The organism is Acidovorax sp. GW835-FHT14G06, from assembly GCF_058793595.1.
Genome location: NZ_JBXAGA010000003.1, coordinates 383,135 through 404,529, shown reverse-complemented (window position 1 = coordinate 404,529; position 21,395 = coordinate 383,135). Strand labels below are relative to the sequence as shown.

General features: G+C 64.5%; 21 protein-coding genes. 20 read left to right on the top strand and 1 reads right to left on the bottom strand.

The features are described from left to right. Window positions 1-76: 76 nt before the first annotated feature. The 14 genes from AC1Q64_RS07070 (at window position 77) to hisD (ending at window position 16,136) form a co-directional block, all read left to right on the top strand. Window positions 77-4,810: a glutamate synthase-related protein gene (locus AC1Q64_RS07070; RefSeq protein ID WP_492250872.1), complete on the top strand. Its 4,734-nt coding sequence runs from the start codon at window positions 77-79 to the stop codon at window positions 4,808-4,810. Window positions 4,811-4,858: 48 nt separating this feature from the next. Further along, window positions 4,859-6,337 carry a glutamate synthase subunit beta gene (locus AC1Q64_RS07065; protein WP_492250871.1) on the top strand — a complete coding sequence of 493 codons (1,479 nt, stop codon included), beginning with the start codon at window positions 4,859-4,861 and terminating at the stop codon, window positions 6,335-6,337. 299 nt (window positions 6,338-6,636) lie between these two features. Next, a complete protein-coding gene (locus tag AC1Q64_RS07060; RefSeq protein WP_492250870.1) occupies window positions 6,637-7,455 on the top strand; it encodes an ABC transporter ATP-binding protein in 819 nt (272 codons plus the stop codon). After that, window positions 7,452-8,234: a lipid asymmetry maintenance ABC transporter permease subunit MlaE gene (gene mlaE, locus AC1Q64_RS07055; RefSeq protein WP_492250869.1), complete on the top strand. Its 783-nt coding sequence runs from the start codon at window positions 7,452-7,454 to the stop codon at window positions 8,232-8,234. The genes AC1Q64_RS07060 and mlaE overlap by 4 nt, the downstream gene beginning before the upstream one ends. 34 nt (window positions 8,235-8,268) lie before the next feature. Continuing rightward, window positions 8,269-8,757: an outer membrane lipid asymmetry maintenance protein MlaD gene (mlaD, locus tag AC1Q64_RS07050; RefSeq protein WP_291434751.1), complete on the top strand. Its 489-nt coding sequence runs from the start codon at window positions 8,269-8,271 to the stop codon at window positions 8,755-8,757. Then, window positions 8,754-9,551, top strand: coding sequence for an MlaA family lipoprotein (locus AC1Q64_RS07045; protein WP_492250868.1), 798 nt, complete (start codon window positions 8,754-8,756; stop codon window positions 9,549-9,551). Before mlaD ends, AC1Q64_RS07045 begins: the two co-directional genes overlap by 4 nt. Before the next feature lie 150 nt (window positions 9,552-9,701). Further along, a complete protein-coding gene (locus tag AC1Q64_RS07040) occupies window positions 9,702-10,349 on the top strand; it encodes an MlaC/ttg2D family ABC transporter substrate-binding protein (protein ID WP_291434822.1) in 648 nt (215 codons plus the stop codon). Between the two features lie 14 nt (window positions 10,350-10,363). Continuing rightward, a complete protein-coding gene (locus tag AC1Q64_RS07035) occupies window positions 10,364-10,636 on the top strand; it encodes an STAS domain-containing protein (protein ID WP_492250867.1) in 273 nt (90 codons plus the stop codon). A 128-nt stretch (window positions 10,637-10,764) separates the two neighbouring features. Beyond that, window positions 10,765-11,703 carry an ABC transporter ATP-binding protein gene (locus tag AC1Q64_RS07030; protein WP_492250866.1) on the top strand — a complete coding sequence of 313 codons (939 nt, stop codon included), beginning with the start codon at window positions 10,765-10,767 and terminating at the stop codon, window positions 11,701-11,703. Beyond that, window positions 11,700-12,455, top strand: coding sequence for an ABC transporter permease (locus tag AC1Q64_RS07025; RefSeq protein ID WP_121943715.1), 756 nt, complete (start codon window positions 11,700-11,702; stop codon window positions 12,453-12,455). The genes AC1Q64_RS07030 and AC1Q64_RS07025 overlap by 4 nt, the downstream gene beginning before the upstream one ends. A 16-nt stretch (window positions 12,456-12,471) precedes the next feature. Beyond that, window positions 12,472-12,714: a BolA family protein gene (locus tag AC1Q64_RS07020; RefSeq protein ID WP_291434741.1), complete on the top strand. Its 243-nt coding sequence runs from the start codon at window positions 12,472-12,474 to the stop codon at window positions 12,712-12,714. Window positions 12,715-12,800: 86 nt separating this feature from the next. After that, entirely contained in the window at window positions 12,801-14,075 is a 1,275-nt protein-coding gene (gene murA / locus AC1Q64_RS07015; protein WP_492250865.1) for a UDP-N-acetylglucosamine 1-carboxyvinyltransferase, read from the top strand. A gap of 11 nt (window positions 14,076-14,086) precedes the next feature. Then, the gene (gene hisG, locus AC1Q64_RS07010; protein WP_056641761.1) at window positions 14,087-14,734 is read left to right on the top strand and encodes an ATP phosphoribosyltransferase; all 648 of its coding nucleotides are present in this window, start codon (window positions 14,087-14,089) and stop codon (window positions 14,732-14,734) included. Between the two features lie 19 nt (window positions 14,735-14,753). Then, on the top strand, window positions 14,754-16,136 hold the full coding sequence (hisD, locus tag AC1Q64_RS07005) for a histidinol dehydrogenase (RefSeq protein ID WP_492250864.1): 1,383 nt from the start codon (window positions 14,754-14,756) through the stop codon (window positions 16,134-16,136). Here hisD and AC1Q64_RS07000 read toward each other — a convergent pair. Next, the gene (locus AC1Q64_RS07000; RefSeq protein WP_492250863.1) at window positions 16,123-16,545 is read right to left on the bottom strand and encodes a DUF2917 domain-containing protein; all 423 of its coding nucleotides are present in this window, start codon (window positions 16,543-16,545) and stop codon (window positions 16,123-16,125) included. The two genes, hisD and AC1Q64_RS07000, sit on opposite strands and share 14 nt — an antisense overlap. A 151-nt stretch (window positions 16,546-16,696) precedes the next feature. Between AC1Q64_RS07000 and AC1Q64_RS06995 the strand changes: the two genes are divergently transcribed. The 6 genes from AC1Q64_RS06995 to hisH are packed head-to-tail and all read left to right on the top strand — an operon-like array spanning window position 16,697 to window position 21,385. Then, window positions 16,697-18,151 carry an aminotransferase-like domain-containing protein gene (locus AC1Q64_RS06995; RefSeq protein WP_492250862.1) on the top strand — a complete coding sequence of 485 codons (1,455 nt, stop codon included), beginning with the start codon at window positions 16,697-16,699 and terminating at the stop codon, window positions 18,149-18,151. 60 nt (window positions 18,152-18,211) lie between these two features. Next, window positions 18,212-18,436, top strand: coding sequence for a CopG family transcriptional regulator (locus AC1Q64_RS06990; protein ID WP_069103652.1), 225 nt, complete (start codon window positions 18,212-18,214; stop codon window positions 18,434-18,436). Between the two features lie 14 nt (window positions 18,437-18,450). Continuing rightward, window positions 18,451-18,903 carry a PIN domain-containing protein gene (locus AC1Q64_RS06985; protein WP_492250861.1) on the top strand — a complete coding sequence of 151 codons (453 nt, stop codon included), beginning with the start codon at window positions 18,451-18,453 and terminating at the stop codon, window positions 18,901-18,903. Continuing rightward, window positions 18,900-20,021: a histidinol-phosphate transaminase gene (gene hisC / locus AC1Q64_RS06980; RefSeq protein WP_492250860.1), complete on the top strand. Its 1,122-nt coding sequence runs from the start codon at window positions 18,900-18,902 to the stop codon at window positions 20,019-20,021. Before AC1Q64_RS06985 ends, hisC begins: the two co-directional genes overlap by 4 nt. Further along, window positions 20,018-20,656, top strand: a complete 639-nt coding sequence (gene hisB / locus AC1Q64_RS06975; protein WP_094286521.1) for an imidazoleglycerol-phosphate dehydratase HisB — start codon at window positions 20,018-20,020, stop codon at window positions 20,654-20,656. The genes hisC and hisB overlap by 4 nt, the downstream gene beginning before the upstream one ends. Window positions 20,657-20,707: 51 nt before the next feature. Then, the gene (hisH, locus tag AC1Q64_RS06970) at window positions 20,708-21,385 is read left to right on the top strand and encodes an imidazole glycerol phosphate synthase subunit HisH (protein ID WP_108497078.1); all 678 of its coding nucleotides are present in this window, start codon (window positions 20,708-20,710) and stop codon (window positions 21,383-21,385) included. The last annotated feature ends 10 nt before the right edge of the window (window positions 21,386-21,395 follow it).

The window sequence follows — 21,395 nt, the reverse complement described above, 5'->3', positions numbered from 1 at the left end:
CCCAATTAAACTTCTTGCCAAAATATGCTGCAATGCACTAACCTCGGCTCCCCTGCGAAAAATATAGGAGTGCGCCATGACCACGGCTGCCGAGATCCAGCATCTGCAACAACACGGTTTGTATTCATCGGGTAACGAACACGACGCCTGCGGCCTCGGGTTTGTGGCCCACATCAAGGGCATCAAGCGCCACGACATCGTGACGCAGGCTCTGAAGATTCTGGAAAACATCGACCACCGTGGTGCGGTGGGTGCCGACCCGCTCATGGGCGACGGCGCCGGCATCCTGATCCAGATCCCTGACGCGCTGTACCGCGAAGAAATGGCCAAGCAAGGCGTGACCTTGCCAGCGGCTGGCGAATACGGCGTGGGCATGATCTTCCTGCCGAAGGAGCATGCTTCCCGTTTGGCCTGCGAACAGGAGATGGAGCGCGCCATCAAGGCCGAAGGCCAGGTACTGCTGGGCTGGCGTGATGTGCCGGTGAACGTGGACATGCCCATGTCCCCCACCGTGCGCAAGAAGGAGCCCATCCTGCGTCAGGTGTTCATCGGCCGTGGCAACGACGTGATCGTGCAGGACGCGCTGGAGCGCAAGCTGTACGTGATCCGCAAGACGGCCAGCGCCAACATCCAGGCCCTGAAACTCAAGCACAGCAAGGAATATTACGTTCCGTCCATGTCCAGCCGCACGGTGGTCTACAAAGGTCTGCTGCTGGCTGACCAGGTGGGCGTGTACTACAAGGACCTGTCGGACGAGCGTTGCGTGTCGGCCATCGGCCTGGTGCACCAGCGCTTCTCGACGAACACCTTCCCTGAATGGCCATTGGCTCATCCGTACCGCTATGTGGCGCACAACGGTGAAATCAACACCGTCAAGGGCAACTACAACTGGATGAAGGCGCGCGAAGGCGTAATGGCCTCGCCCGTGCTCGCGGCCGACCTGCAAAAGCTGTACCCCATCAGCTTCGCCGACCAGTCCGACACCGCCACGTTCGACAACTGCCTGGAACTGTTGACCATGGCCGGCTACCCCATCAGCCAGGCCGTGATGATGATGATCCCCGAGCCTTGGGAGCAGCACACCACCATGGACGAGCGCCGCCGCGCCTTCTATGAATACCACGCCGCCATGCTGGAGCCCTGGGACGGTCCGGCCTCCATCGTGTTCACCGACGGCCGCCAGATCGGCGCCACGCTGGACCGCAACGGCCTGCGCCCCTCGCGCTACTGCATCACCGATGACGACTTGGTCATCATGGGCTCGGAGTCGGGCGTGCTGCCGATTCCTGAGAACAAGATCGTGCGCAAGTGGCGCCTGCAGCCCGGAAAGATGTTCCTGATCGACCTGGAACAAGGCCGCATGATCGACGACGATGAGCTCAAGGCCAACGTCGTCAACACCAAGCCCTACAAGCAGTGGATTGAGAACCTGCGCATCAAGCTCGACAGCATCGACGCGGGTGACACCGCCGCCGCTGCGGCGCCTGCCGACCTGCCCTTGCTGGACCGCCAGCAGGCCTTTGGCTATACCCAGGAAGACATCAAGTTCTTGATGGCACCTATGGCCAAGAACGGCGAAGAAGGCATCGGCTCTATGGGCAACGACAGCCCGCTGGCCGTGCTCTCGGGCAAGAACAAGCCGCTGTACAACTACTTCAAGCAGCTGTTCGCCCAGGTGACGAACCCGCCGATCGACCCGATCCGCGAAGCCATCGTGATGTCGCTCAACAGCTTCATCGGCCCCAAGCCCAACCTGCTGGACATCAACCAGGTCAACCCACCCATGCGGCTCGAAGTGAGCCAGCCCGTGCTCGACTTTGCCGACATGGCCAAGTTGCGCGACATCGAACGCTACACGAACGGCAAGTTCAAGAGCGTCACCATCGACATCACCTACCCGCTGAGCTGGGGGCGTGAGGGCGTGGAAGCCAAGCTGGCCTCGCTGTGCGCGCAAGCCGTGGATGCCATCAAGGGCGGCGCCAACATCCTCATCATCAGCGACCGTGCCGTGAGTGCTACGCAAGTGGCCATCCCCGCGCTGCTGGCGCTGTCGGCCATCCATCAGCACCTGGTGGGCGCAGGCCTGCGCACCACGGCCGGCCTGGTGGTCGAAACGGGTACCGCGCGCGAAGTGCACCACTTCGCCGTGCTGGCGGGCTACGGCGCAGAAGCCGTGCACCCCTACCTGGCCATGGAAACCCTGGCCGAAATGCACAAGGACCTGGGCGGCGACCTGTCGGCAGACAAGGCCATCTACAACTACGTCAAGGCCATCGGCAAGGGGCTGTCCAAGATCATGTCCAAGATGGGCGTGAGCACCTACATGAGCTACTGCGGCGCCCAGCTGTTTGAGGCTATTGGCCTGAATACGGAAACCGTGGGCAAATACTTCACCGGCACCGCCAGCCGTGTGGAAGGTATCGGCGTGTTCGAGATCGCCGAAGAAGCCATCCGCATGCACAAGGCTGCCTTTGGTGACGACCCCGTGCTCGAAACCATGCTGGACGCCGGTGGCGAGTACGCCTGGCGCGCCCGTGGTGAAGACCACATGTGGACACCTGACGCGATTGCCAAGCTGCAGCACAGCACTCGTGCCAACAACTGGAACACCTACAAGGAATACGCGCAGATCATCAACGACCAGAGCAAGCGCCACATGACGCTACGCGGCCTTTTCGAGTTCAAGATCGACCCCTCCAAGGCGATCTCGATTGATGAGGTCGAACCTGCCAAGGAAATCGTCAAGCGCTTTGCTACGGGCGCCATGTCGCTGGGTTCCATCTCCACCGAGGCCCATGCCACGCTGGCCGTGGCCATGAACCGGATTGGCGGCAAGAGCAACACCGGTGAAGGCGGCGAGGACGCGGCACGCTACCGCAATGAACTCAAAGGCATCCCGATCAAGAAGGGCGATACGCTCAAGAGCGTGATTGGTGCCGAGAACGTTGAAGTCGATCTGCCCCTGCAGGACGGCGATTCGCTGCGCAGCCGCATCAAGCAAGTGGCGTCGGGCCGGTTCGGTGTGACGGCGGAGTACCTGTCGTCCGCCGATCAGATCCAGATCAAGATGGCCCAGGGTGCCAAGCCCGGGGAGGGGGGGCAGTTGCCCGGCGGCAAGGTCTCCAACTACATCGGCAAGCTGCGCCACAGCGTGCCGGGTGTGGGCCTGATTTCGCCCCCGCCGCACCACGACATCTACTCCATCGAGGACTTGGCCCAGCTGATCCACGATCTGAAGAACGTGGCACCGCATGCTGGCATCAGCGTCAAGCTGGTGTCCGAAGTGGGAGTGGGAACCATTGCGGCTGGCGTTGCCAAGTGCAAGAGCGACCACGTGGTGATCGCCGGGCATGACGGCGGCACGGGTGCTTCGCCCTGGTCGTCCATCAAGCACGCGGGCGGTCCGTGGGAAATCGGCCTGGCCGAAACCCAGCAGACCCTGGTGCTGAACCGCCTGCGCGGCCGCATCCGTGTGCAGGCAGACGGCCAGATGAAGACCGGCCGTGACGTCGCCATCGGCGCGCTGCTGGGCGCGGACGAGTTCGGCTTTGCCACGGCACCGCTGGTGGTCGAGGGCTGCATCATGATGCGCAAGTGCCACCTGAACACCTGCCCCGTGGGCGTGGCCACGCAAGACCCTGAGCTGCGCAAGAAGTTCTCGGGCAAGCCAGAGCATGTGGTGAACTACTTCTTCTTCATCGCGGAAGAAGTGCGCCAGATCATGGCGCAGCTGGGCATTCGCAAGTTCGACGACCTGATCGGCCGCACCGACCTGCTCGACATGCGCCAGGGCCTGGAACACTGGAAGGCACGCGGCCTGGACTTCAGCCGCCTGTTTGCCCAGCCCAACGTGCCCTCTGATGTGCCGCGCTTCCATGTGGATGTGCAGGACCACAACATCGAGCACACGCTGGACCGCAAGCTGATCGAGCGCAGCAAGCCTGCCATTGAAAAGGGCGAGCGCGTGCAGTTCATCGAGGTGGCGCGCAACGTGAATCGCTCGGTCGGCGCGATGCTGTCCGGCGCGGTCACCCGTGTGCACCCCGAGGGCTTGCCTGACGACTCCATCCGCATCCAGCTGGAAGGCACGGGCGGCCAGTCGTTCGGCGCGTTCCTCACGCGCGGCATCACGCTGTATCTGATCGGAGACGCCAACGACTACACGGGCAAGGGCCTGTCGGGTGGCCGTGTCATCGTGCGCCCCAGCATCGACTTCCGGGGCGAAGCGGTGCGCAACACCATTGTGGGCAACACCGTGATGTACGGCGCCACGACGGGTGAGGCCTTCTTCAGCGGCGTGGCCGGTGAGCGTTTTGCCGTGCGTCTGTCGGGCGCCACGGCAGTCGTCGAAGGCACGGGCGACCATGGCTGCGAGTACATGACCGGCGGTACCGTGGTGGTGCTGGGCAAGACCGGCCGCAACTTTGCAGCGGGCATGAGCGGCGGCGTAGCGTATGTGTACGACGAAGACGGCCAGTTCGACACGCGCTGCAACCTGTCGATGGTGACGCTGGAGCGCATCCTGCCCGCCACCGAGCAGGAATCCACGGTGCCACGCTCGATCTGGCACAACGGCCAGACGGACGAGGCCCAGCTCAAAAAGCTGCTGGAAGATCACAACCGCTGGACGGGTAGCAAGCGCGCACGCGAACTGCTGGATAACTGGGCCGCATCGCGCAGCAAGTTCGTCAAGGTCTTCCCGACCGAGTACAAGCGTGCTTTGGCTGAAATTTATGAACGAAAAGTGCTGGAAGAGTCCGCTACACCTGCGGTAGCTGCTACCAAAAAAGAGGTGGCTCCCGCCAAGTAAGGCGACGCCATCCCCCTTCGCACAGCATTCATAGACAAGGACATCGTCATGGGAAAAACTACCGGCTTCATGGAATACGAGCGCATCGAAGAGGGCTACAAGCCTGTGCCCGAGCGCCTGAAGCACTACAAGGAATTTGTCGTCGGGCTCGATGAGAGCCAGGCCAAGGTGCAAGGCGCGCGCTGCATGGACTGCGGCACACCGTTTTGCAACAACGGCTGCCCGGTGAACAATATCATTCCGGACTTCAACGACCTCGTGTACCACGCGGACTGGAAGAGCGCGATCGAGGTGCTGCACAGCACCAACAACTTCCCCGAATTCACCGGCCGCATCTGCCCCGCACCTTGCGAGGCAGCTTGCGTGCTCAACGTGAACGACGACGCAGTGGGCATCAAGTCCATCGAGCACGCGATCATCGACCGCGCCTGGGCCGAGGGCTGGGTGCAGCCGCGCCCTGCCAAGCACCAGACCGGCAAGAAGGTGGCCGTGGTGGGTTCCGGCCCTGCAGGCCTGGCCGCCGCGCAGCAACTGGCCCGCGCTGGCCACAGCGTCACCCTGTTTGAAAAGAACGACCGCGTGGGTGGCCTGCTGCGCTACGGTATCCCCGACTTCAAGATGGAGAAGTCGCACATCGACCGCCGCGTCAAGCAGCTCGAAGCCGAAGGTGTGGTGATTCGCACCGGCGTGTTTGTGGGCGCCGCCAAGGACGGCCTGGGCAAGGACTCCAAGGTCACCAACTGGGCCAAGGAAACCGTCACGCCCGAGCAGTTGAACAAAGAGTTTGATGCCGTGCTGCTGACCGGTGGCGCCGAGCAATCGCGCGACCTGCCAGTGCCAGGCCGCGAGCTCGACGGCATCCACTTCGCCATGGAGTTCCTGCCTCAGCAGAACAAGGTCAACGCGGGCGACAAGCTCAAGGGCCAGATCATGGCGACGGGCAAGCATGTCATCGTGATCGGTGGCGGCGACACTGGCAGCGACTGCGTGGGCACCAGCAACCGCCATGGCGCGGCCAGCGTGACCCAGTTCGAGGTGATGCCCCAGCCCCCCGAGGTGGAAAACCGCCCCCTGACCTGGCCTTACTGGCCGCTCAAGCTGCGCACCAGTTCCAGCCACGAAGAGGGTTGCGTGCGCGAGTTCGCGATCTCCACCAAGGAGTTCACCGGCGAAAAGGGCAAGGTCAAGAGCCTGACTACGGTACAGGTTGAGTTCAAGGACGGCAAGCTGGTCGAAATTCCGGGCACCGAGAAGCACTACCAGGCCGATCTGGTGCTGCTGGCCATGGGTTTCGTGAGCCCGGTTGCGCCGGTGCTGGACGCCTTCGGCGTCGATAAGGATGCCCGAGGCAATGCCCGTGCTACGACTGATTTCGACGGCGGTTATGCCACCAACGTACCCAAGGTGTTTGCGGCGGGTGATATCCGCCGGGGTCAGTCCCTGGTGGTCTGGGCCATCCGTGAAGGCCGCCAGGCCGCCCGGGCGGTGGACGAGTTCCTGATGGGATATTCGGACCTGCCACGCTGATCCTCCGCATTGCGCACCCTCCAAGTAACGGCGCCCTCGGGCGCCGTTTGTGTTGACAGGGGGCTTTGACGGTGGGGCAATGGCCGGGCGTCAGCCTTCTGAGCGCTTTGTTGGCACAATCAGAGGTTCTGTCAATCCGGGCTTGCCTCGGTCTCGCTCGATCGGGACCAATGGCTGTTGTGCTTTTTCTTTACAAACATACATGAATGTATGTTTGTGTCTTCGGCTACCATCTGCGCTCCATTTTCCGGGGGCAGGTGCCGTTTTGGCAGGCCGGAGTTCCGACACCCATTTCTTGCATGGCCGAATCCACATTTCTTGCCGAGTTGCGCAACGTCACGTTTTCGTACGGTGACCGCGCGATCCTGCGCGATGTGACGCTGGCGGTGCCGCGCGGCAAGGTCACGGCGCTGATGGGCGCGTCGGGCGGTGGCAAGACCACCGTGCTGCGCCTGATTGGAGGTCAACACAGGGCCCAGAGCGGCCAGGTGTTGGTCAACGGTCAGGATGTGGGGCGCATGGATGTGCAGGCTTTGTACGCTGCGCGCCGGCGCATGGGCATGCTGTTCCAGTTCGGTGCGCTGTTCACCGACCTGAGCGTGTTTGAGAACGTGGCGTTTCCGCTGCGTGAGCACACCGATTTGTCCGAAGACCTGATCCGCGACGTGGTACTCATGAAGCTGCATGCGGTGGGTCTGCGCGGCGCACGCGATCTGATGCCCAGCCAGATCTCTGGTGGCATGGCGCGCCGCGTGGCGCTGGCTCGCGCGATTGTTCTGGACCCTGAACTGGTCATGTACGACGAGCCCTTTGCGGGCCTGGATCCGATCTCGCTGGGCACAGCGGCGCAATTGATCCGCCAGCTCAACGACGCCATGGGGCTCACCAGCATCGTGGTCTCGCACGACTTGGAGGAAACCTTTCGGTTGGCAGACCACGTGATCATCCTGGGTGAAGGCGTGGTGGCTGCGCAGGGCACACCCGACGAGGTACGAGCCAGCCGGGATCCCCTGGTGCACCAGTTCGTCAATGCCCTGCCCACGGGGCCGGTGCCGTTCCATTACCCAGGCCCGGCAGTGGCGGAGGATTTCGGGCCGGTGGGAGGGCGCACGCTGTGAGTTGGTACAAGCCCGCCGATGTCGGCTTTGCGGTGCGTCACAAGCTGGCGGATATCGGTATGGGCGCCCGGCTGTTTGGGCGGCTGGTGCGGCTGGTGGGCGCGACCTTTCTGCGGCCCTCGCTGGTACGTGACCAGGTGCATTTTCTGGGTAACTATTCGCTGGCCATCATCGCCGTTTCGGGCCTGTTCGTCGGATTCGTGCTGGGGCTGCAGGGGTACTACACGCTGCAGCGCTACGGCTCGTCAGAGGCTCTGGGCCTGCTCGTTGCCTTGAGTCTCGTTCGCGAGCTGGGGCCCGTGGTCACGGCGCTGCTGTTTGCGGGCCGCGCGGGCACTTCGCTCACGGCTGAAATCGGCCTGATGCGCGCGGGTGAGCAGCTCAGCGCCATGGAGATGATGGCGGTGGATCCGGTGCAGCGCATTCTGGCGCCCCGCTTCTGGGCCGGGGTGATCACCATGCCACTGCTGGCGGCCGTGTTCAGCGCGGTGGGTGTGATTGGTGGCTGGGTTGTGGGCGTGCTCATGATCGGCATCGACCCCGGGGCCTTCTGGAGCCAGATGCAAGGCGGGGTCGATGTGTGGAAGGACCTGGGCAACGGCGTGCTCAAGAGTGTGGTCTTCGGCTTTACGGTGACTTTCGTGGCGTTGCTGCAGGGCTATGTGGCCAAGCCCACCCCCGAGGGCGTGTCGCGCGCGACCACGCGCACCGTGGTCATGGCGTCGCTCGCAGTGTTGGCACTGGACTTCGTGCTCACTGCGCTGATGTTCAGTATCTGAGGCCGGCAGCGCTGGCACTTCAAGGATTCAAGGTATGCAACGCTCCAAAAACGATCTGTGGGTAGGGCTCTTCGTGATGCTGGGCGCGGTGGCCCTGGTGTTTCTGGCGCTGCAGTCGGCCAACCTGCTGAGTCTCAAGTTCCAGGCGGGTTACCGCGTCACCGCGAAGTTTGACAACATAGGCGGTCTCAAGCCCCAGGCCGCGGTGCGCAGTGCTGGTGTCGTCGTCGGGCGTGTGGAGTCCATCACCTTTGACGACAAGACCTTTCAGGCGCGGGTCACGCTGGCCATGGAAGACCGCTATGCGTTCCCCAAAGACAGCTCCCTCAAGATACTGACCAGCGGCCTGCTGGGCGAGCAGTACATCGGGATCGAGGCCGGTGCCGACGAGAAGAACCTGACGGCGGGCGACACGATCACGTCCACCCAGTCGGCGGTGGTGCTCGAGAACCTCATTGGACAATTTCTTTACAGCAAAGCCGAAGACGGCGGAAAGCCTGCTGGGACAGGTGGCAAAAAATGACGAATTCACTCCATTCATTCCGCGCCAGCATTGCTGGCGACAGGTTGTCGATTTTCCGCCTGGCAGCTGGCTTGGCATGGCTGCTGGGGGCTTTATTGCTCACAGGATGCGCCACCGTGGCCAATCCCGACCCCCGTGATCCGCTGGAGTCTTACAACCGTAGCATGACCAACTTCAATGAGCAGGTCGATGCCATGGTGCTCAAACCTGTGGCGACGGCCTACAAGGAGGTCACGCCCGCACCGGTGCGCACCGGGGTCAGCAACTTTTTTGCGAATCTTGGCGACGTCTGGTCGTTCGTGAACAACGTGCTGCAGCTGCGGGGCGAAGCTGCAGCATCCAGTTTCATGCGCGTCAACGTGAACACCTTCATGGGTCTGGGTGGTGTGCTCGACATCGCCAGCGAGCTGGGCATTGACCGCTACAAGCAGGACTTTGGCCTGACCTTGGGGCGCTGGGGCGTGGGTACCGGCCCCTACCTGGTGCTTCCCATCCTGGGGCCCTCCACCGTGCGCGACACCTTTGCTTTGCCGGTGGACATGAAGGGCAACGTGGTGAGCTACGTGGACCCGGTTTCGGCCCGCAACTCGCTGTACGCCCTGCGCGCCGTCGAGGTGCGCTCCAACCTGCTGCGCGCGGGCTCGGTGCTCGACAGCGCCGCCCTGGACAAGTACAGCTTTACGCGCGATGTATACCTGCAGGTGCGCAGCCATGCGGGTGATGCGCAAAACGCGGACGTCAAGGACGACACCAATTCGAGCAACGGCGTGCTGCCTGAAGAGCCGGCCCGCTGATGCGAGGCCGGGCTGGGCACGATGCTCTGCCCCGGGGCATGGTGCTGTTGCACTTGCTTGCAATCCGCAACCGCCGCGACGCATGCCAGCCCGCACCGACCTCCACAATGATTTGACGGGCACGAGCCCGCACCGATGAAAGCCAAGAAGATGATGAACCGACGTTCCCTGGGGCGCACTGCCCTGAGCCTGGCAGCCAGTGCCATGTTGAGCCTTCCGCTGTCCGCCCTGGCGGCCGACGAGGCGCCTGACGCCCTCATCAAGCGTCTGTCATCCGATGTGCTCACTACGGTGAAGTCCGACAAGGCCATCCAGGCCGGCGATCTGAGCAAGGTGATTGCGCTGGTCGATAAAACCGTGATGCCGAACGTCAACTTCCGCCGCATGACGGCAGCCGCCGTGGGCCCCGGCTGGCGCCAGGCCACGCCCGAGCAGCAAAAGCGGCTGCAGGACGAGTTCAAGATCTTGCTCGTGCGCACGTATGCCGGTGCGCTGGCCCAGGTCAATGACCAGACCATCCAGGTCAAGCCCCTGCGCGCGGCGGCAGAAGACAAGGATGTGCTGGTGCGCACCGAGATCGTGGGCCGTGGCGACCCCATCCAGCTCGACTACCGCCTGGAAAAAACCCCGGGCGACGGCGCGGGCTGGAAGATCTACAACCTCAACGTGCTGGGCGTCTGGCTGGTGGAAACCTACCGAGGCCAGTTCGCGCAGGAGATCAATGCCAAGGGCATCGACGGCCTGATCGAGACCCTGGTCGCGCGCAACAAGACCAATGCGGCTTCTGCCAAGGGCTGAGAGTCCTAGCGACCATGCTGGTGCTACCCCCCGAACTCACCCACCGCCAGGCTACGGCCTGCCTGCACATGCTCAAGCAGGGGCTGCGGGCGCACCGCGACAGCGCGGTGGTGGTCGATGCCCATGCGCTCACGGTGTTTGATACCTCGGCCCTCGCTGTGCTGCTGGAATGCCGGCGCGAAGCCTTGTCCGACGGCAAGCAATTTGCGGTGCAAGGCATGCCTGACGCCTTGGCGGGCATGGCGGGGCTGTACGGGGTGGACGCCCTACTGGCTCCGACGCATTGACCGCCTTTGTGAGCGACAAGGCGCGGAGGCGTTGCCAGCGCCTTTGACCCGGGCTGGGGTAGATGCCAAAGGCCATTGCACCAGCCGTCCAGCCCGCCAAGGGCGCAGGCCTTAAAATGGAAGGCTTCATGCCCGCCGTCTCCTTCCAAGCCATCTCCAAGACCTTTGCCACGCCCAAAGGCCCTTTTCAGGCACTGAACCAGGTCAATCTGGACATTGAGGAGGGCGAGTTCTTCGGGCTCCTGGGCCCCAATGGTGCCGGCAAGACCACCCTGATCAGCATCCTGGCTGGCTTGGCGCGTGCCACCAGCGGCCGTGTGCTGGTGCAGGGCAGCGATGTGCAGGCCCAGTACGCCGATGCCCGCCGCAAGCTGGGCATCGTGCCGCAAGAGCTGGTGTTCGACCCCTTTTTCAATGTGCGCGAGGCGCTGCGCATCCAGTCAGGCTACTTTGGCGTGAAGAACAACGACGCCTGGATCGACGAGCTGTTGGAGAACCTGGGGCTGGCCGACAAGGCCAACGCCAACATGCGCCAGCTCTCGGGCGGCATGAAGCGCCGCGTGCTGGTGGCGCAGGCGCTGGTGCACAAGCCGCCCATCATCGTGCTTGACGAACCCACTGCGGGCGTGGACGTGGAGCTGCGCCAGACGCTGTGGCATTTCATCGCCCGCCTGAACAAGGAAGGGCACACCGTGTTGCTCACCACCCACTACCTCGAAGAGGCCGAGGCCCTGTGTGGCCGCATTGCCATGCTCAAGGCGGGGCAGGTGGTGGCGCTCAACCGCACCAGCGAGCTGCTCAAGGCTGCCTCGGGCAGCGTGCTGCAGTTCAAGACCGATACGGCGCTGCCGTCCGCGCTGGCTGCCATGGCGCGGGTCACTGGCCGCATCGTCCAGTTGCCTGCCCACGACGCAGCAGAGATCGAAAACCACCTGGCCGCGTTGCGCGTGGCCGGGGTCGAGGTGCAGGACATGGAGATTCGCAGGCCTGATCTGGAGGATGTGTTCTTGCAGGTGATGTCCGGTACATCGGCGTCCAACATCCCACTCGAAGGTGTCGCGCTATGACCGGCTGGCAGACCCTGTTCTACAAGGAAGTCCTGCGGTTCTGGAAGGTCAGCTTCCAGACCGTTGCGGCTCCCGTGCTCACTGCCGTGCTGTACCTGCTGATCTTTGGCCATGTGCTCGAAGACCATGTGAAGGTCTACGACCGCATCAGCTACACCGCGTTTCTGGTGCCGGGCCTCGTGATGATGAGCGTGCTGCAAAACGCCTTTGCCAACAGCTCGTCCAGCATCATCCAGAGCAAGATCATGGGCAGCCTGGTGTTTGTGCTGCTCACGCCGCTGTCGCATTGGGCGTGGTTCTGCGCCTACGTGGGCTCGTCCATCGTGCGAGGGCTGGTGGTGGGTCTGGGCGTGTTCATCGTTACGCTGGCGTTTGCGAGGCCGGAGTTTGCGGCGCCGCTGTGGATTTTTGCGTTTGCCCTGCTGGGGGCGGCGCTACTCGCCACGCTGGGGTTGATCGCGGGGCTCTGGGCCGACAAGTTCGACCAAATGGCCGCGTTCCAGAATTTCATCATCGTGCCCATGACCTTCCTGTCGGGCGTGTTCTATTCGATCCAGTCGCTGCCGCCGTTCTGGCAGGCTGTGAGCCACCTCAACCCGTTTTTCTACATGATCGACGGCTTCCGCTACGGCTTCTTCGGCCAGAGCGACACCTCGCCCTGGCTCAGCCTGGGCATCGTAGGCATCGCCTGGCTGGCCGTGAGCGCCCTGGCCGTGCACCTGCTGCGCACGGGCTACAAAATCCGTAACTGATTCCGAGCGCCCCACCATGACCGCTGACCAACTCAAAGACCTCATCGCTGCCGGCCTGGCCTGCGAACACATCACGCTCGAAGGCGATGGCCGCCACTGGTATGCCACCATCGTCTCGGCCGAGTTCGAGGGCAAGCGCGCCATCCAGCGCCACCAGCGCGTGTATGCCACGCTGGGCTCCAAAATGCACACCGACGAAGTGCACGCGTTGTCGATGAAGACCTTCACCCCGGCCGAATGGGCTGCCCAGGCGCAGTAGCGCCTGTTTACTCACTTTTTGATAGCTGCTGGCGCATGTTTCACTAGCGCAAGCGGCACTTTTGACTCCTATAGTGGTGATTTGAGATGGACAAACTCCTGATTCGCGGCGGACGCAGCTTGCAAGGCGAGGTGCTGGTCTCCGGCGCCAAGAACGCCGCCTTGCCGGAGTTGTGCGCCGCCCTGCTCACGGCCGAACCCGTGACCCTGCTCAACGTGCCCCAGCTGCAGGACGTGAGCACCATGCTCAAGCTCATCCGCAACATGGGCGTGGCGGCCGAACGGGCCGACGACGGCACTGTGCGCATTGACGCCAGTGCGCTCAGCACGCCCGAAGCCCCGTACGAACTGGTCAAGACCATGCGCGCCTCTGTGCTGGCCCTGGGCCCGCTGCTGGCGCGCTTTGGCGAGGCCACGGTGTCGCTGCCCGGTGGATGCGCCATCGGTTCGCGCCCGGTGGACCAGCACATCAAGGGCCTGGCCGCCATGGGCGCCGAGATCGTGGTCGAACACGGCTACATGATCGCCAAGCTGCCCGCCGGCTGGAAGCGCCTGAAGGGCGCGCGCATCACCACTGACATGGTCACGGTGACGGGCACCGAGAACTTCCTCATGGCCGCCGCGCTGGCCGAGGGCGAGACGGTGCTGGAAAACGCCGCGCAAGAGCCCGAGATTTCGGACCTGGCCGAGATGCTGATCGCCATGGGCGCGAAGATCGAAGGCCACGGCACCAGCCGCATCCGCATCCAGGGCGTGGACCAGCTGCACGGCTGCACCCACCGCGTGGTGGCCGACCGCATCGAGGCTGGCACCTTCCTGTGCGCTGTGGCAGCCACGGGCGGTGATGTCGTGCTGCGCCATGGCCGCGCCGACCATCTGGACGCCGTGATCGAAAAGCTGCGCGAGGCCGGCGCAACCGTGCAAGCGTTGGACGGCGGCATCCGCGTACAAAGCACCGGCGGCGCCGCGCTCAAGGCCCAGGGCTTTCGCACTACCGAATACCCCGGTTTCCCCACCGACATGCAGGCCCAGTTCATGGCGCTCAACTGCATCGCCCAGGGCACGGCCACGGTGACCGAGACGATTTTTGAAAACCGCTTCATGCACGTCAATGAACTGGTTCGGCTGGGCGCAAAGATCCAGACCGATGGCAAGGTGGCCGTGATCGAAGGCGTGCCACGCTTGTCCGGCGCCACCGTGATGGCCACCGACCTGCGCGCCTCCGCCAGCCTGGTCATCGCGGGCTTGGTGGCGGACGGCGAAACCGTGGTGGACCGCATCTACCACCTGGACCGTGGCTATGACTGCATGGAAGCCAAACTGCGCGGCATTGGTGCCGACATCGAACGAGTAAAAGCATGAGCAGCAGCAACATGATCACCCTGGCGCTTTCCAAGGGCCGCATTTTTGACGAAACCCTGCCGCTTTTGGCTGCCGCAGGCATCGAGGTGCTCGAAGACCCCGAAAAATCGCGCAAGCTCATCCTGCCCACCAACCAGCCCAACGTGCGCGTGGTGCTGGTGCGCGCCACGGACGTGCCCACCTATGTGGAATACGGCGGCGCCGACATCGGCGTGACTGGCAAGGACACCCTGATCGAACATGGCGGCCAGGGCCTGTACCAGCCGCTGGACCTGCGCATTGCCAAGTGCCGCGTGAGCGTGGCCGTGCGCAACGACTTTGACTACGCCCAGGCCGTCAAGCAGGGATCGCGCCTGAAGGTCGCCACCAAGTACACCGGCATTGCGCGCGACTTCTTTGCCAGCAAGGGCGTGCATGTGGACATGGTCAAGCTCTACGGCAGCATGGAACTGGCGCCGCTGACCGGCCTGGCCGATGCCATCGTGGACCTGGTGTCCACCGGCAACACGCTCAAGGCCAACAACCTCATCGAAGTCGAGCGCATCATGGACATCAGCTCCTACCTGGTCGTGAACCAGGCCGCGCTCAAGCTCAAGCAGGCACCGCTGCGCCGCATCATCGATGCGTTTGCATCGGCCATTCCCGCCGAAAAGAACTGATCCTAACCTTAAACGTACTATGACTTTGGTAGCTGCTCCCGCCCGTCTGTCAACCGCTGCAGCCACTTTTGAGGCTGATTTTGCAGCCCGCCTGCATTGGTCTGCCGACACTGACGCGGCCATCGAGCAGCGGGTGGCCGACATCCTGGCCGATGTGCAAAAGCGCGGCGACGCGGCCGTGCTGGAGTACACCGCCCGCTTCGACGGCCTCAGTGCCCCCAACATGGCGGCGCTGGAGCTGACCCAGGCCGACTTCAAGGCCGCGTTCGACGCCATCCCCCAGGCCCAGCGCGACGCGCTGCAGGCCGCCGCCAAGCGTGTGCGCAGCTACCACGAAGCGCAGAAGAAGGCCTCGGGCGAGAGCTGGAGCTACCGCGACGAAGACGGCACTTTGCTGGGCCAGAAGGTCACGCCGCTGGACCGCGTGGGCATCTATGTGCCCGGCGGCAAGGCGGCATACCCGTCCAGCCTGCTGATGAACGCCATCCCGGCCCACGTGGCGGGGGTGCAGGAAATCATCATGGTCGTGCCCACGCCCGTGCGCGGCAGCGTGGCGACAGGCGGAACGGGCGAGGGCACGTCGACGAAGGGCGAGCGCAACGAGCTGGTGCTGGCCGCTGCCTACGTGGCGGGCGTCACGCGCGCCTTCACCATCGGCGGGGCGCAGGCCGTGGCCGCGCTGGCCTACGGCACGGCCACCGTGCCCAAGGTCGACAAGATCACCGGCCCCGGCAACGCCTACGTGGCCAGCGCCAAGAAGCGCGTGTTCGGCACCGTGGGCATCGACATGATTGCGGGCCCGAGCGAAATCCTGGTGCTGGCCGACGGCACCACGCCGCCCGACTGGGTGGCCATGGACCTCTTCAGCCAGGCCGAGCATGACGAGCTGGCGCAGAGCATCCTGCTGTGCCCTGACGCCGCCTACCTCGACGCCGTGCAGCGCGAAATCGACCGCCTGCTGCCCACCATGCCGCGCGCCGAGATCATTGCCAAGAGCCTCACCGGCCGGGGCGCGCTGATCCTCACCAAGGACATGGAAGAAGCCTGCGCCATCAGCAACCGCATCGCACCGGAACACCTGGAGGTGAGCAGTACCGACCCGCACCGCTGGGAGCCACTGCTGCGCCACGCCGGTGCGATCTTCCTGGGGGCCTACACCTCTGAAAGCCTGGGCGACTACTGCGCAGGCCCCAACCACGTGCTGCCCACCAGCGGCACGGCGCGCTTCTCGTCGCCGCTGGGCGTGTACGACTTCCAGAAACGCAGCAGCCTCATCGAGGTGAGCGAGGCCGGTGCCCAGGTGCTGGGCATCATCGCCGCCGAGCTGGCCTATGGCGAGGGCCTGCAGGCCCACGCACAAGCCGCAGAGATGCGGCTGACAACGCCGGTCAAGCCGCGCTGATTGCGCCCCGGGGCAGGGTACCCCGTGTGGGTGCCGGTGCCTTGGGTTGAGAAGCTGAGGCGGGTGCAGCGGGTGCAGGTGGATAGGCTGCGCCTGCAACCGCCCGGTGCTGCGCCCAGATCAGCCGCGCCGGCCGGTGGCCTTCGGCGCTGACGCGCAGCCGCACGGGTCCGGCGAACGACAGGCGCTGTCCGGCCTCCAGAAAATAATCCTCCAGCAGACCATCACAGGTCACCCAGACGCGGCCCTGTTCGACTTCGAGCAGGGCAATCTCGCCCGCGCGGAAGTCCAGCACCTGGACCGCCTGTAGCGGCGGCAGCGGCTGGCGCTTCCATTGCAGGGTGAGGGGAACCGCAGGCTGGGTGGGCAGCGTGGGCGACGGCGGGGTGGGGATGTGCAGCGAGTTCATGCCTTCACTGTGCGGCCGCCTGCCGCACGCCACCAGCCACAGGTCTGGACGATCTGGGCCAGTACAGAACAGCGAACGAACCCATCTGTACTGTACGTACTGGGATGCTTCTGTACTGTCTATCGACCAAAGTGCCAGTACAGAATGCAGCATGGCCGCCGATGACGCACCCCCGCTGTACCTTCAAATCGCCGAACAGCTCGCGCAGCTGATCCGCAACGGCACCCTGGCGCGCGGCGAAAAGCTGCCCTCGGTGCGTGAGCTGGCGCGCCAGCACGGAGTGGCGCAGACCACGGTGGTGCAGGCCTACCACTGGCTCGAAGATGCGCGCCTGATCACCGCGCGCCCGCGCTCCGGCTTTTTTGTGGCGGCGCGGCCGGTGAGCCTGCCCGAGCCCAGCACACCGCGCCCGATGCGCCGCCCGCGCGAGGTGTCGGTGGACTGGCTGGGCCAGCGCATTCTGGGACGCAACCAGCCGGTGGACATGATCTCGTACAGCAGCGGCACGCCCGGCCCCGAGCTGTTCAACCCCGACCGCGTGCGCCGCGCCGTGGTGCGCGCGGCGCAGCGGCACCGCAATCTGCTGTGCACCTACCCCGGTTCGTCGGGCCATGAGGACGCGCGCCGCGCCCTGGCGCGCTACGCCGTCAGCCTGGGCTGCAGCCTGGACCCCGAGAACATCGTGATCACCGGCGGCTGTATGGACAGCATTGCGCTGTGCCTGCGCGCGGTGACGCAGCCGGGCGACGTGGTGGCGCTGGAGTCGCCCACGCACTTTTCGTTTCTGGAGGTGTTGCAGGGCCTGCACCTCAAGGCGCTGGAGATTCCCACCCACCCGCGCAACGGCCTCTCGCTGGATGCGCTGCAACTGGCGTTGGACACCCAGCCCGTCAAGGCTGTGATGGTGGTGCCCACGCTCAGCAACCCGCTGGGCAGCTGCATGCCCCAGGCCGAGCGCAGGCGCCTGGTGCAGATGGCGGCGCGGCACGGCATGGCGGTCATCGAGGACGCGATCTACAACGACCTGGTCGAGGTGGACGAGATGCGCCGCACCGTCAAGTCGTACGACACCACCGGCCATGTGATGCTGTGCGACTCGTTCTCCAAGACGTTGGCGCCGGGCCTGCGCCTGGGCTGGCTGGAGGCCGGCCGCTGGGCCGACAAGCTGCGCGCCATCAAGGACCTGCAGGCGGGCGGCCAGTCCGCCGTGCTGGAGCTGGCCCTGGCCGACCTCATCACCCAGGCGGGCCACGCCGCCGCCATGCGCCAGCTGCGCGCGGCGGTGGCGGCGCGCATGGACGAGGTGCGCCATGTGATTGCCGCGCACTTTCCGCAGGGCACGCGCGTGAGTGACCCGCCCGGCGGCCTGCTGCTGTGGCTGGAGCTGCCGCGCGCGCTCGATTCGGTGCAACTGCACGAGGCCTGCCTGGCCCGGCAGATCCTGATCGCGCCCGGCACGGTGTTCAGCGCCAGCGGACGGTTCCGCAATTGCCTGCGCATTGGCGTGGGCGGCGACTGGTCGCCTGCCCACCTGGAGGCGCTGCGCACCGTGGGTGACATGGCGTGCCAGATGCTGCAAAGCGGGGCAACCCGCAAGGCAGCTTGAATGTGGTGTTTTAATCAACACGAAGTTCGTGGTGCACGAAGTTCGTGTAATATTTAACCCATGAAAAACATCACCGTGACCATGGACGACACCGTTGCCGAATGGGTGCGTGTGGAAGCCGCCAAGCGCGGCAGCAGCGTGTCCCGCCTGCTCGGTGAATGGCTGGCCGAAAAGATGCGCCAGGAAGACGCCTACGCCCAGGCCATGCGCGAGGCGCTGAGTTTTGAAAGCTGGGGTGCTTCGAGCGGGCCCTATGTGCCGCGCGAAACCCTGTTTCTGCGCTGAACGGGGCAGAACACATGGCCACCGTCCCCATCTTTGTCGATACCGAAATCCTGCTCGCCAGCGTGGACGACCGCGATGCCGCGCGCCAGGCGCGGGCGCGCGAATGGATCAGCTTTTGCTGGCAGACGCGCAGCGGCCGCATCAGCTCGCAGGTGCTCAACGAGCTGTACAACCAGGCCATCCAGCGTTTTGATGGCCCCCACGTGCTGCAGCAGGTGCGCGCCCAGGTGCGCCGCCTGCGCGTGTGGCTGCCGCCGCACCTGGACTCATACACCGTGGACGGCGCCTGGGACTTGCAGGACCGGTACCGCCTGGGTTACTGGGATGCACTGATCCTCTCGTCCGCCCACCAGCAAGGCTGCCGCTACCTGCTGACCGAGGCACTGCCGCACGATCAGCCGATGGACGCCGTGCGCCCCATCAACCCTTTTCTTGTCACCCCCAACGAACTGGACACCACCGAATGACTACTCCCGCGTCGTCCCCCCTCCAGGCCCTGGCCCGCATCCGCCCTGACGTGTGCGCGATGCATTCCTATGTCGTGCAGCCCTCCACCGGCATGCTCAAGATGGACGCGATGGAGAACCCCTTCCGCCTGCCCGCGCATTTGCAGGCCGCGCTGGGCCAGCGCCTGGGTTCGGTGGCACTCAACCGCTACCCCGGCGACCGCATTGCCGACCTGAAGGCGGCCCTGGCGCAGTACGCGGGCATGCCCGAGGGCTATGGCATCGTGCTGGGCAACGGGTCGGACGAACTCATCACCCTGCTGGCCCTGGCCTGCGCACAGCCCGGCACGGGCCAACGCGCCACCATGCTGGCACCCATGCCCGGTTTTGTGATGTACCCGCTGTCGGCGCAGCTGCAGGGCCTGGACTTTGTCGGCGTGCCGCTCACTCCCGACTTTGAACTGGACGAGCCCGCCATGCTGGCCGCCATCGAACAGCACCGCCCGGCCATCACCTACATCGCCTACCCCAACAACCCCACGGCCACGCTGTGGGACGAGGGCGCGGTGCAGCGCATCATCGACGCTGCGGGCGCGCAGGGCGGCATCGTGGTCATGGACGAGGCCTACCAGCCCTTTGCCAGCCGCACCTGGATCGACCGCATGCGGGCCGAGCCTGCGCGCAATGCGCACGTGCTGCTCATGCGCACGCTCAGCAAGTTTGGCCTCGCGGGCGTGCGCCTGGGCTACCTCATCGGGCCCTCGGCGTTCGTGAGCGAGATCGACAAGGTGCGCCCGCCCTACAACGTGAGCGTGCTCAACTGCGAAGCCGCCCTGTTTGCGCTGGAACATGCCGAGGTTTTTGCCGCCCAGGCCGCCGAGATCCGTGTCGAACGCACCACGCTCATCGCCGCGTTGCGCCAGATGCCGGGAGTCGAAAAGTGCTGGGATAGCGAGGCCAACATGGTGCTGATCCGTGTGGCGGATTCCGCCAAGGCCTACGAGGGCATGAAAAACCGCAAGGTGCTCGTCAAGAACGTTTCTACAATGCACCCATTGCTGGCCAACTGCCTGCGCCTGACGGTAGGCAATGCCGAAGACAACGCGCAGATGCTGGCCGCACTCCAAGCCTCCCTATGACTTCCTCCGCACTCGTACCTTCCGCCCCATCGGCCGACCCGATGGCCGACCGCATTGCCGAGGTCAGCCGCAACACCGCCGAAACGCGCATCAGTGTGCGCATCAACCTCGACGGCACCGGCCAGGCCAAGCTGCACACCGGCATCGGCTTCTTTGACCACATGCTCGACCAGATCGCCCGCCACGGGCTGATTGACCTCGACATCGACTGCGAAGGCGACCTGCACATCGACGGCCACCACACGGTGGAAGACGTGGGCATCACCCTGGGCCAGGCCTTTGCGCGTGCCGTGGGAGACAAGAAGGGTATCCGCCGCTACGGCCACGCCTACGTGCCGCTGGATGAAGCGCTGTCGCGCGTGGTGGTGGATTTCTCGGGTCGCCCCGGCCTGCACATGGATGTGAAGTTCACCGCCGGCAGCATCGGCCAGCTCGATACGCAACTGGTCTACGAGTTCTTCCAGGGCTTTGTGAACCACGCGGGCGTGACGCTGCACATCGACAACCTCAAGGGCGTCAACGCCCACCACCAGTGCGAGACCATCTTCAAGGCGTTTGGGCGCACGCTGCGTGCGGCGCTGGAGCGTGATCCGCGCTCGGCCGGTGTCATCCCCTCCACCAAGGGTTCTCTGTGAATTTTTCAGTCAAATCAGGCGCAAGCGCCTGATTTGTATGCGCTAGCAGCTATGAATATGGAAGCAAAAACAGTGGCGGTCGTGGACTACGGCATGGGCAATCTGCGCTCGGTGTCGCAGGCCGTGCAGGCCGCCGCCGAGGGCACGGGCTGGACCGTGGTCGTCACCCAGCGCCCCGAAGACGTGCGCGCCGCCCAGCGCATCGTGCTGCCAGGGCAGGGCGCCATGCCCGATTGCATGCGCGAGCTGCGCGAGTCCGGCCTGCAGGAATCGGTGCTCGAAGCCGCTGCCACCAAGCCGATGTTTGGCGTGTGCGTGGGCATGCAGATGCTGCTGGACCACAGCGCCGAAGGCAACACGCCTGGCCTGGGCCTGATCCCTGGCGATGTGCTCAAGTTTGACCTGGCAGGCCGCACACAGCCCGATGGCAGCCGTTTCAAGGTGCCCCAGATGGGCTGGAACCAGGTGCGGCAGATGCCCCACGCCCACCACGGCGGCGGCGTGCACCCGGTGTGGGCCGGTGTGCCCGACAACAGTTACTTCTACTTCGTGCACAGTTTCTACGCTGTGCCGCAAAATCCTGCCCATTGCGCCGGGCAGGCCGACTACGGCGGTTTGTTTGCTGCCGCGGTTGCACGCGATAATATTTTTGCCACCCAGTTTCACCCGGAGAAGAGCGCGGAGCACGGCCTGGCCCTGTACCGCAATTTTCTGCACTGGAATCCCTGATCCCTTAACC

Excerpts from the sequence above, each read along its gene's own strand:
- AC1Q64_RS07070 (WP_492250872.1), top strand. The coding sequence starts at position 77 with ATGACCACGGCTGCCGAGATCCAGCATCTGCAACAACACGGTTTGTAT.
- AC1Q64_RS07065 (WP_492250871.1), top strand. The coding sequence starts at position 4,859 with ATGGGAAAAACTACCGGCTTCATGGAATACGAGCGCATCGAAGAGGGC.
- AC1Q64_RS07060 (WP_492250870.1), top strand. The coding sequence starts at position 6,637 with ATGGCCGAATCCACATTTCTTGCCGAGTTGCGCAACGTCACGTTTTCG.
- mlaD (WP_291434751.1), top strand. The coding sequence starts at position 8,269 with ATGCAACGCTCCAAAAACGATCTGTGGGTAGGGCTCTTCGTGATGCTG.
- AC1Q64_RS07045 (WP_492250868.1), top strand. The coding sequence starts at position 8,754 with ATGACGAATTCACTCCATTCATTCCGCGCCAGCATTGCTGGCGACAGG.
- AC1Q64_RS07040 (WP_291434822.1), top strand. The coding sequence starts at position 9,702 with ATGATGAACCGACGTTCCCTGGGGCGCACTGCCCTGAGCCTGGCAGCC.
- AC1Q64_RS07035 (WP_492250867.1), top strand. The coding sequence starts at position 10,364 with ATGCTGGTGCTACCCCCCGAACTCACCCACCGCCAGGCTACGGCCTGC.
- AC1Q64_RS07030 (WP_492250866.1), top strand. The coding sequence starts at position 10,765 with ATGCCCGCCGTCTCCTTCCAAGCCATCTCCAAGACCTTTGCCACGCCC.
- AC1Q64_RS07025 (WP_121943715.1), top strand. The coding sequence starts at position 11,700 with ATGACCGGCTGGCAGACCCTGTTCTACAAGGAAGTCCTGCGGTTCTGG.
- AC1Q64_RS07020 (WP_291434741.1), top strand. The coding sequence starts at position 12,472 with ATGACCGCTGACCAACTCAAAGACCTCATCGCTGCCGGCCTGGCCTGC.
- murA (WP_492250865.1), top strand. The coding sequence starts at position 12,801 with ATGGACAAACTCCTGATTCGCGGCGGACGCAGCTTGCAAGGCGAGGTG.
- hisG (WP_056641761.1), top strand. The coding sequence starts at position 14,087 with ATGATCACCCTGGCGCTTTCCAAGGGCCGCATTTTTGACGAAACCCTG.
- hisD (WP_492250864.1), top strand. The coding sequence starts at position 14,754 with ATGACTTTGGTAGCTGCTCCCGCCCGTCTGTCAACCGCTGCAGCCACT.
- AC1Q64_RS07000 (WP_492250863.1), bottom strand. The coding sequence starts at position 16,545 with ATGAACTCGCTGCACATCCCCACCCCGCCGTCGCCCACGCTGCCCACC.
- AC1Q64_RS06995 (WP_492250862.1), top strand. The coding sequence starts at position 16,697 with ATGGCCGCCGATGACGCACCCCCGCTGTACCTTCAAATCGCCGAACAG.
- AC1Q64_RS06990 (WP_069103652.1), top strand. The coding sequence starts at position 18,212 with ATGAAAAACATCACCGTGACCATGGACGACACCGTTGCCGAATGGGTG.
- AC1Q64_RS06985 (WP_492250861.1), top strand. The coding sequence starts at position 18,451 with ATGGCCACCGTCCCCATCTTTGTCGATACCGAAATCCTGCTCGCCAGC.
- hisC (WP_492250860.1), top strand. The coding sequence starts at position 18,900 with ATGACTACTCCCGCGTCGTCCCCCCTCCAGGCCCTGGCCCGCATCCGC.
- hisB (WP_094286521.1), top strand. The coding sequence starts at position 20,018 with ATGACTTCCTCCGCACTCGTACCTTCCGCCCCATCGGCCGACCCGATG.
- hisH (WP_108497078.1), top strand. The coding sequence starts at position 20,708 with ATGAATATGGAAGCAAAAACAGTGGCGGTCGTGGACTACGGCATGGGC.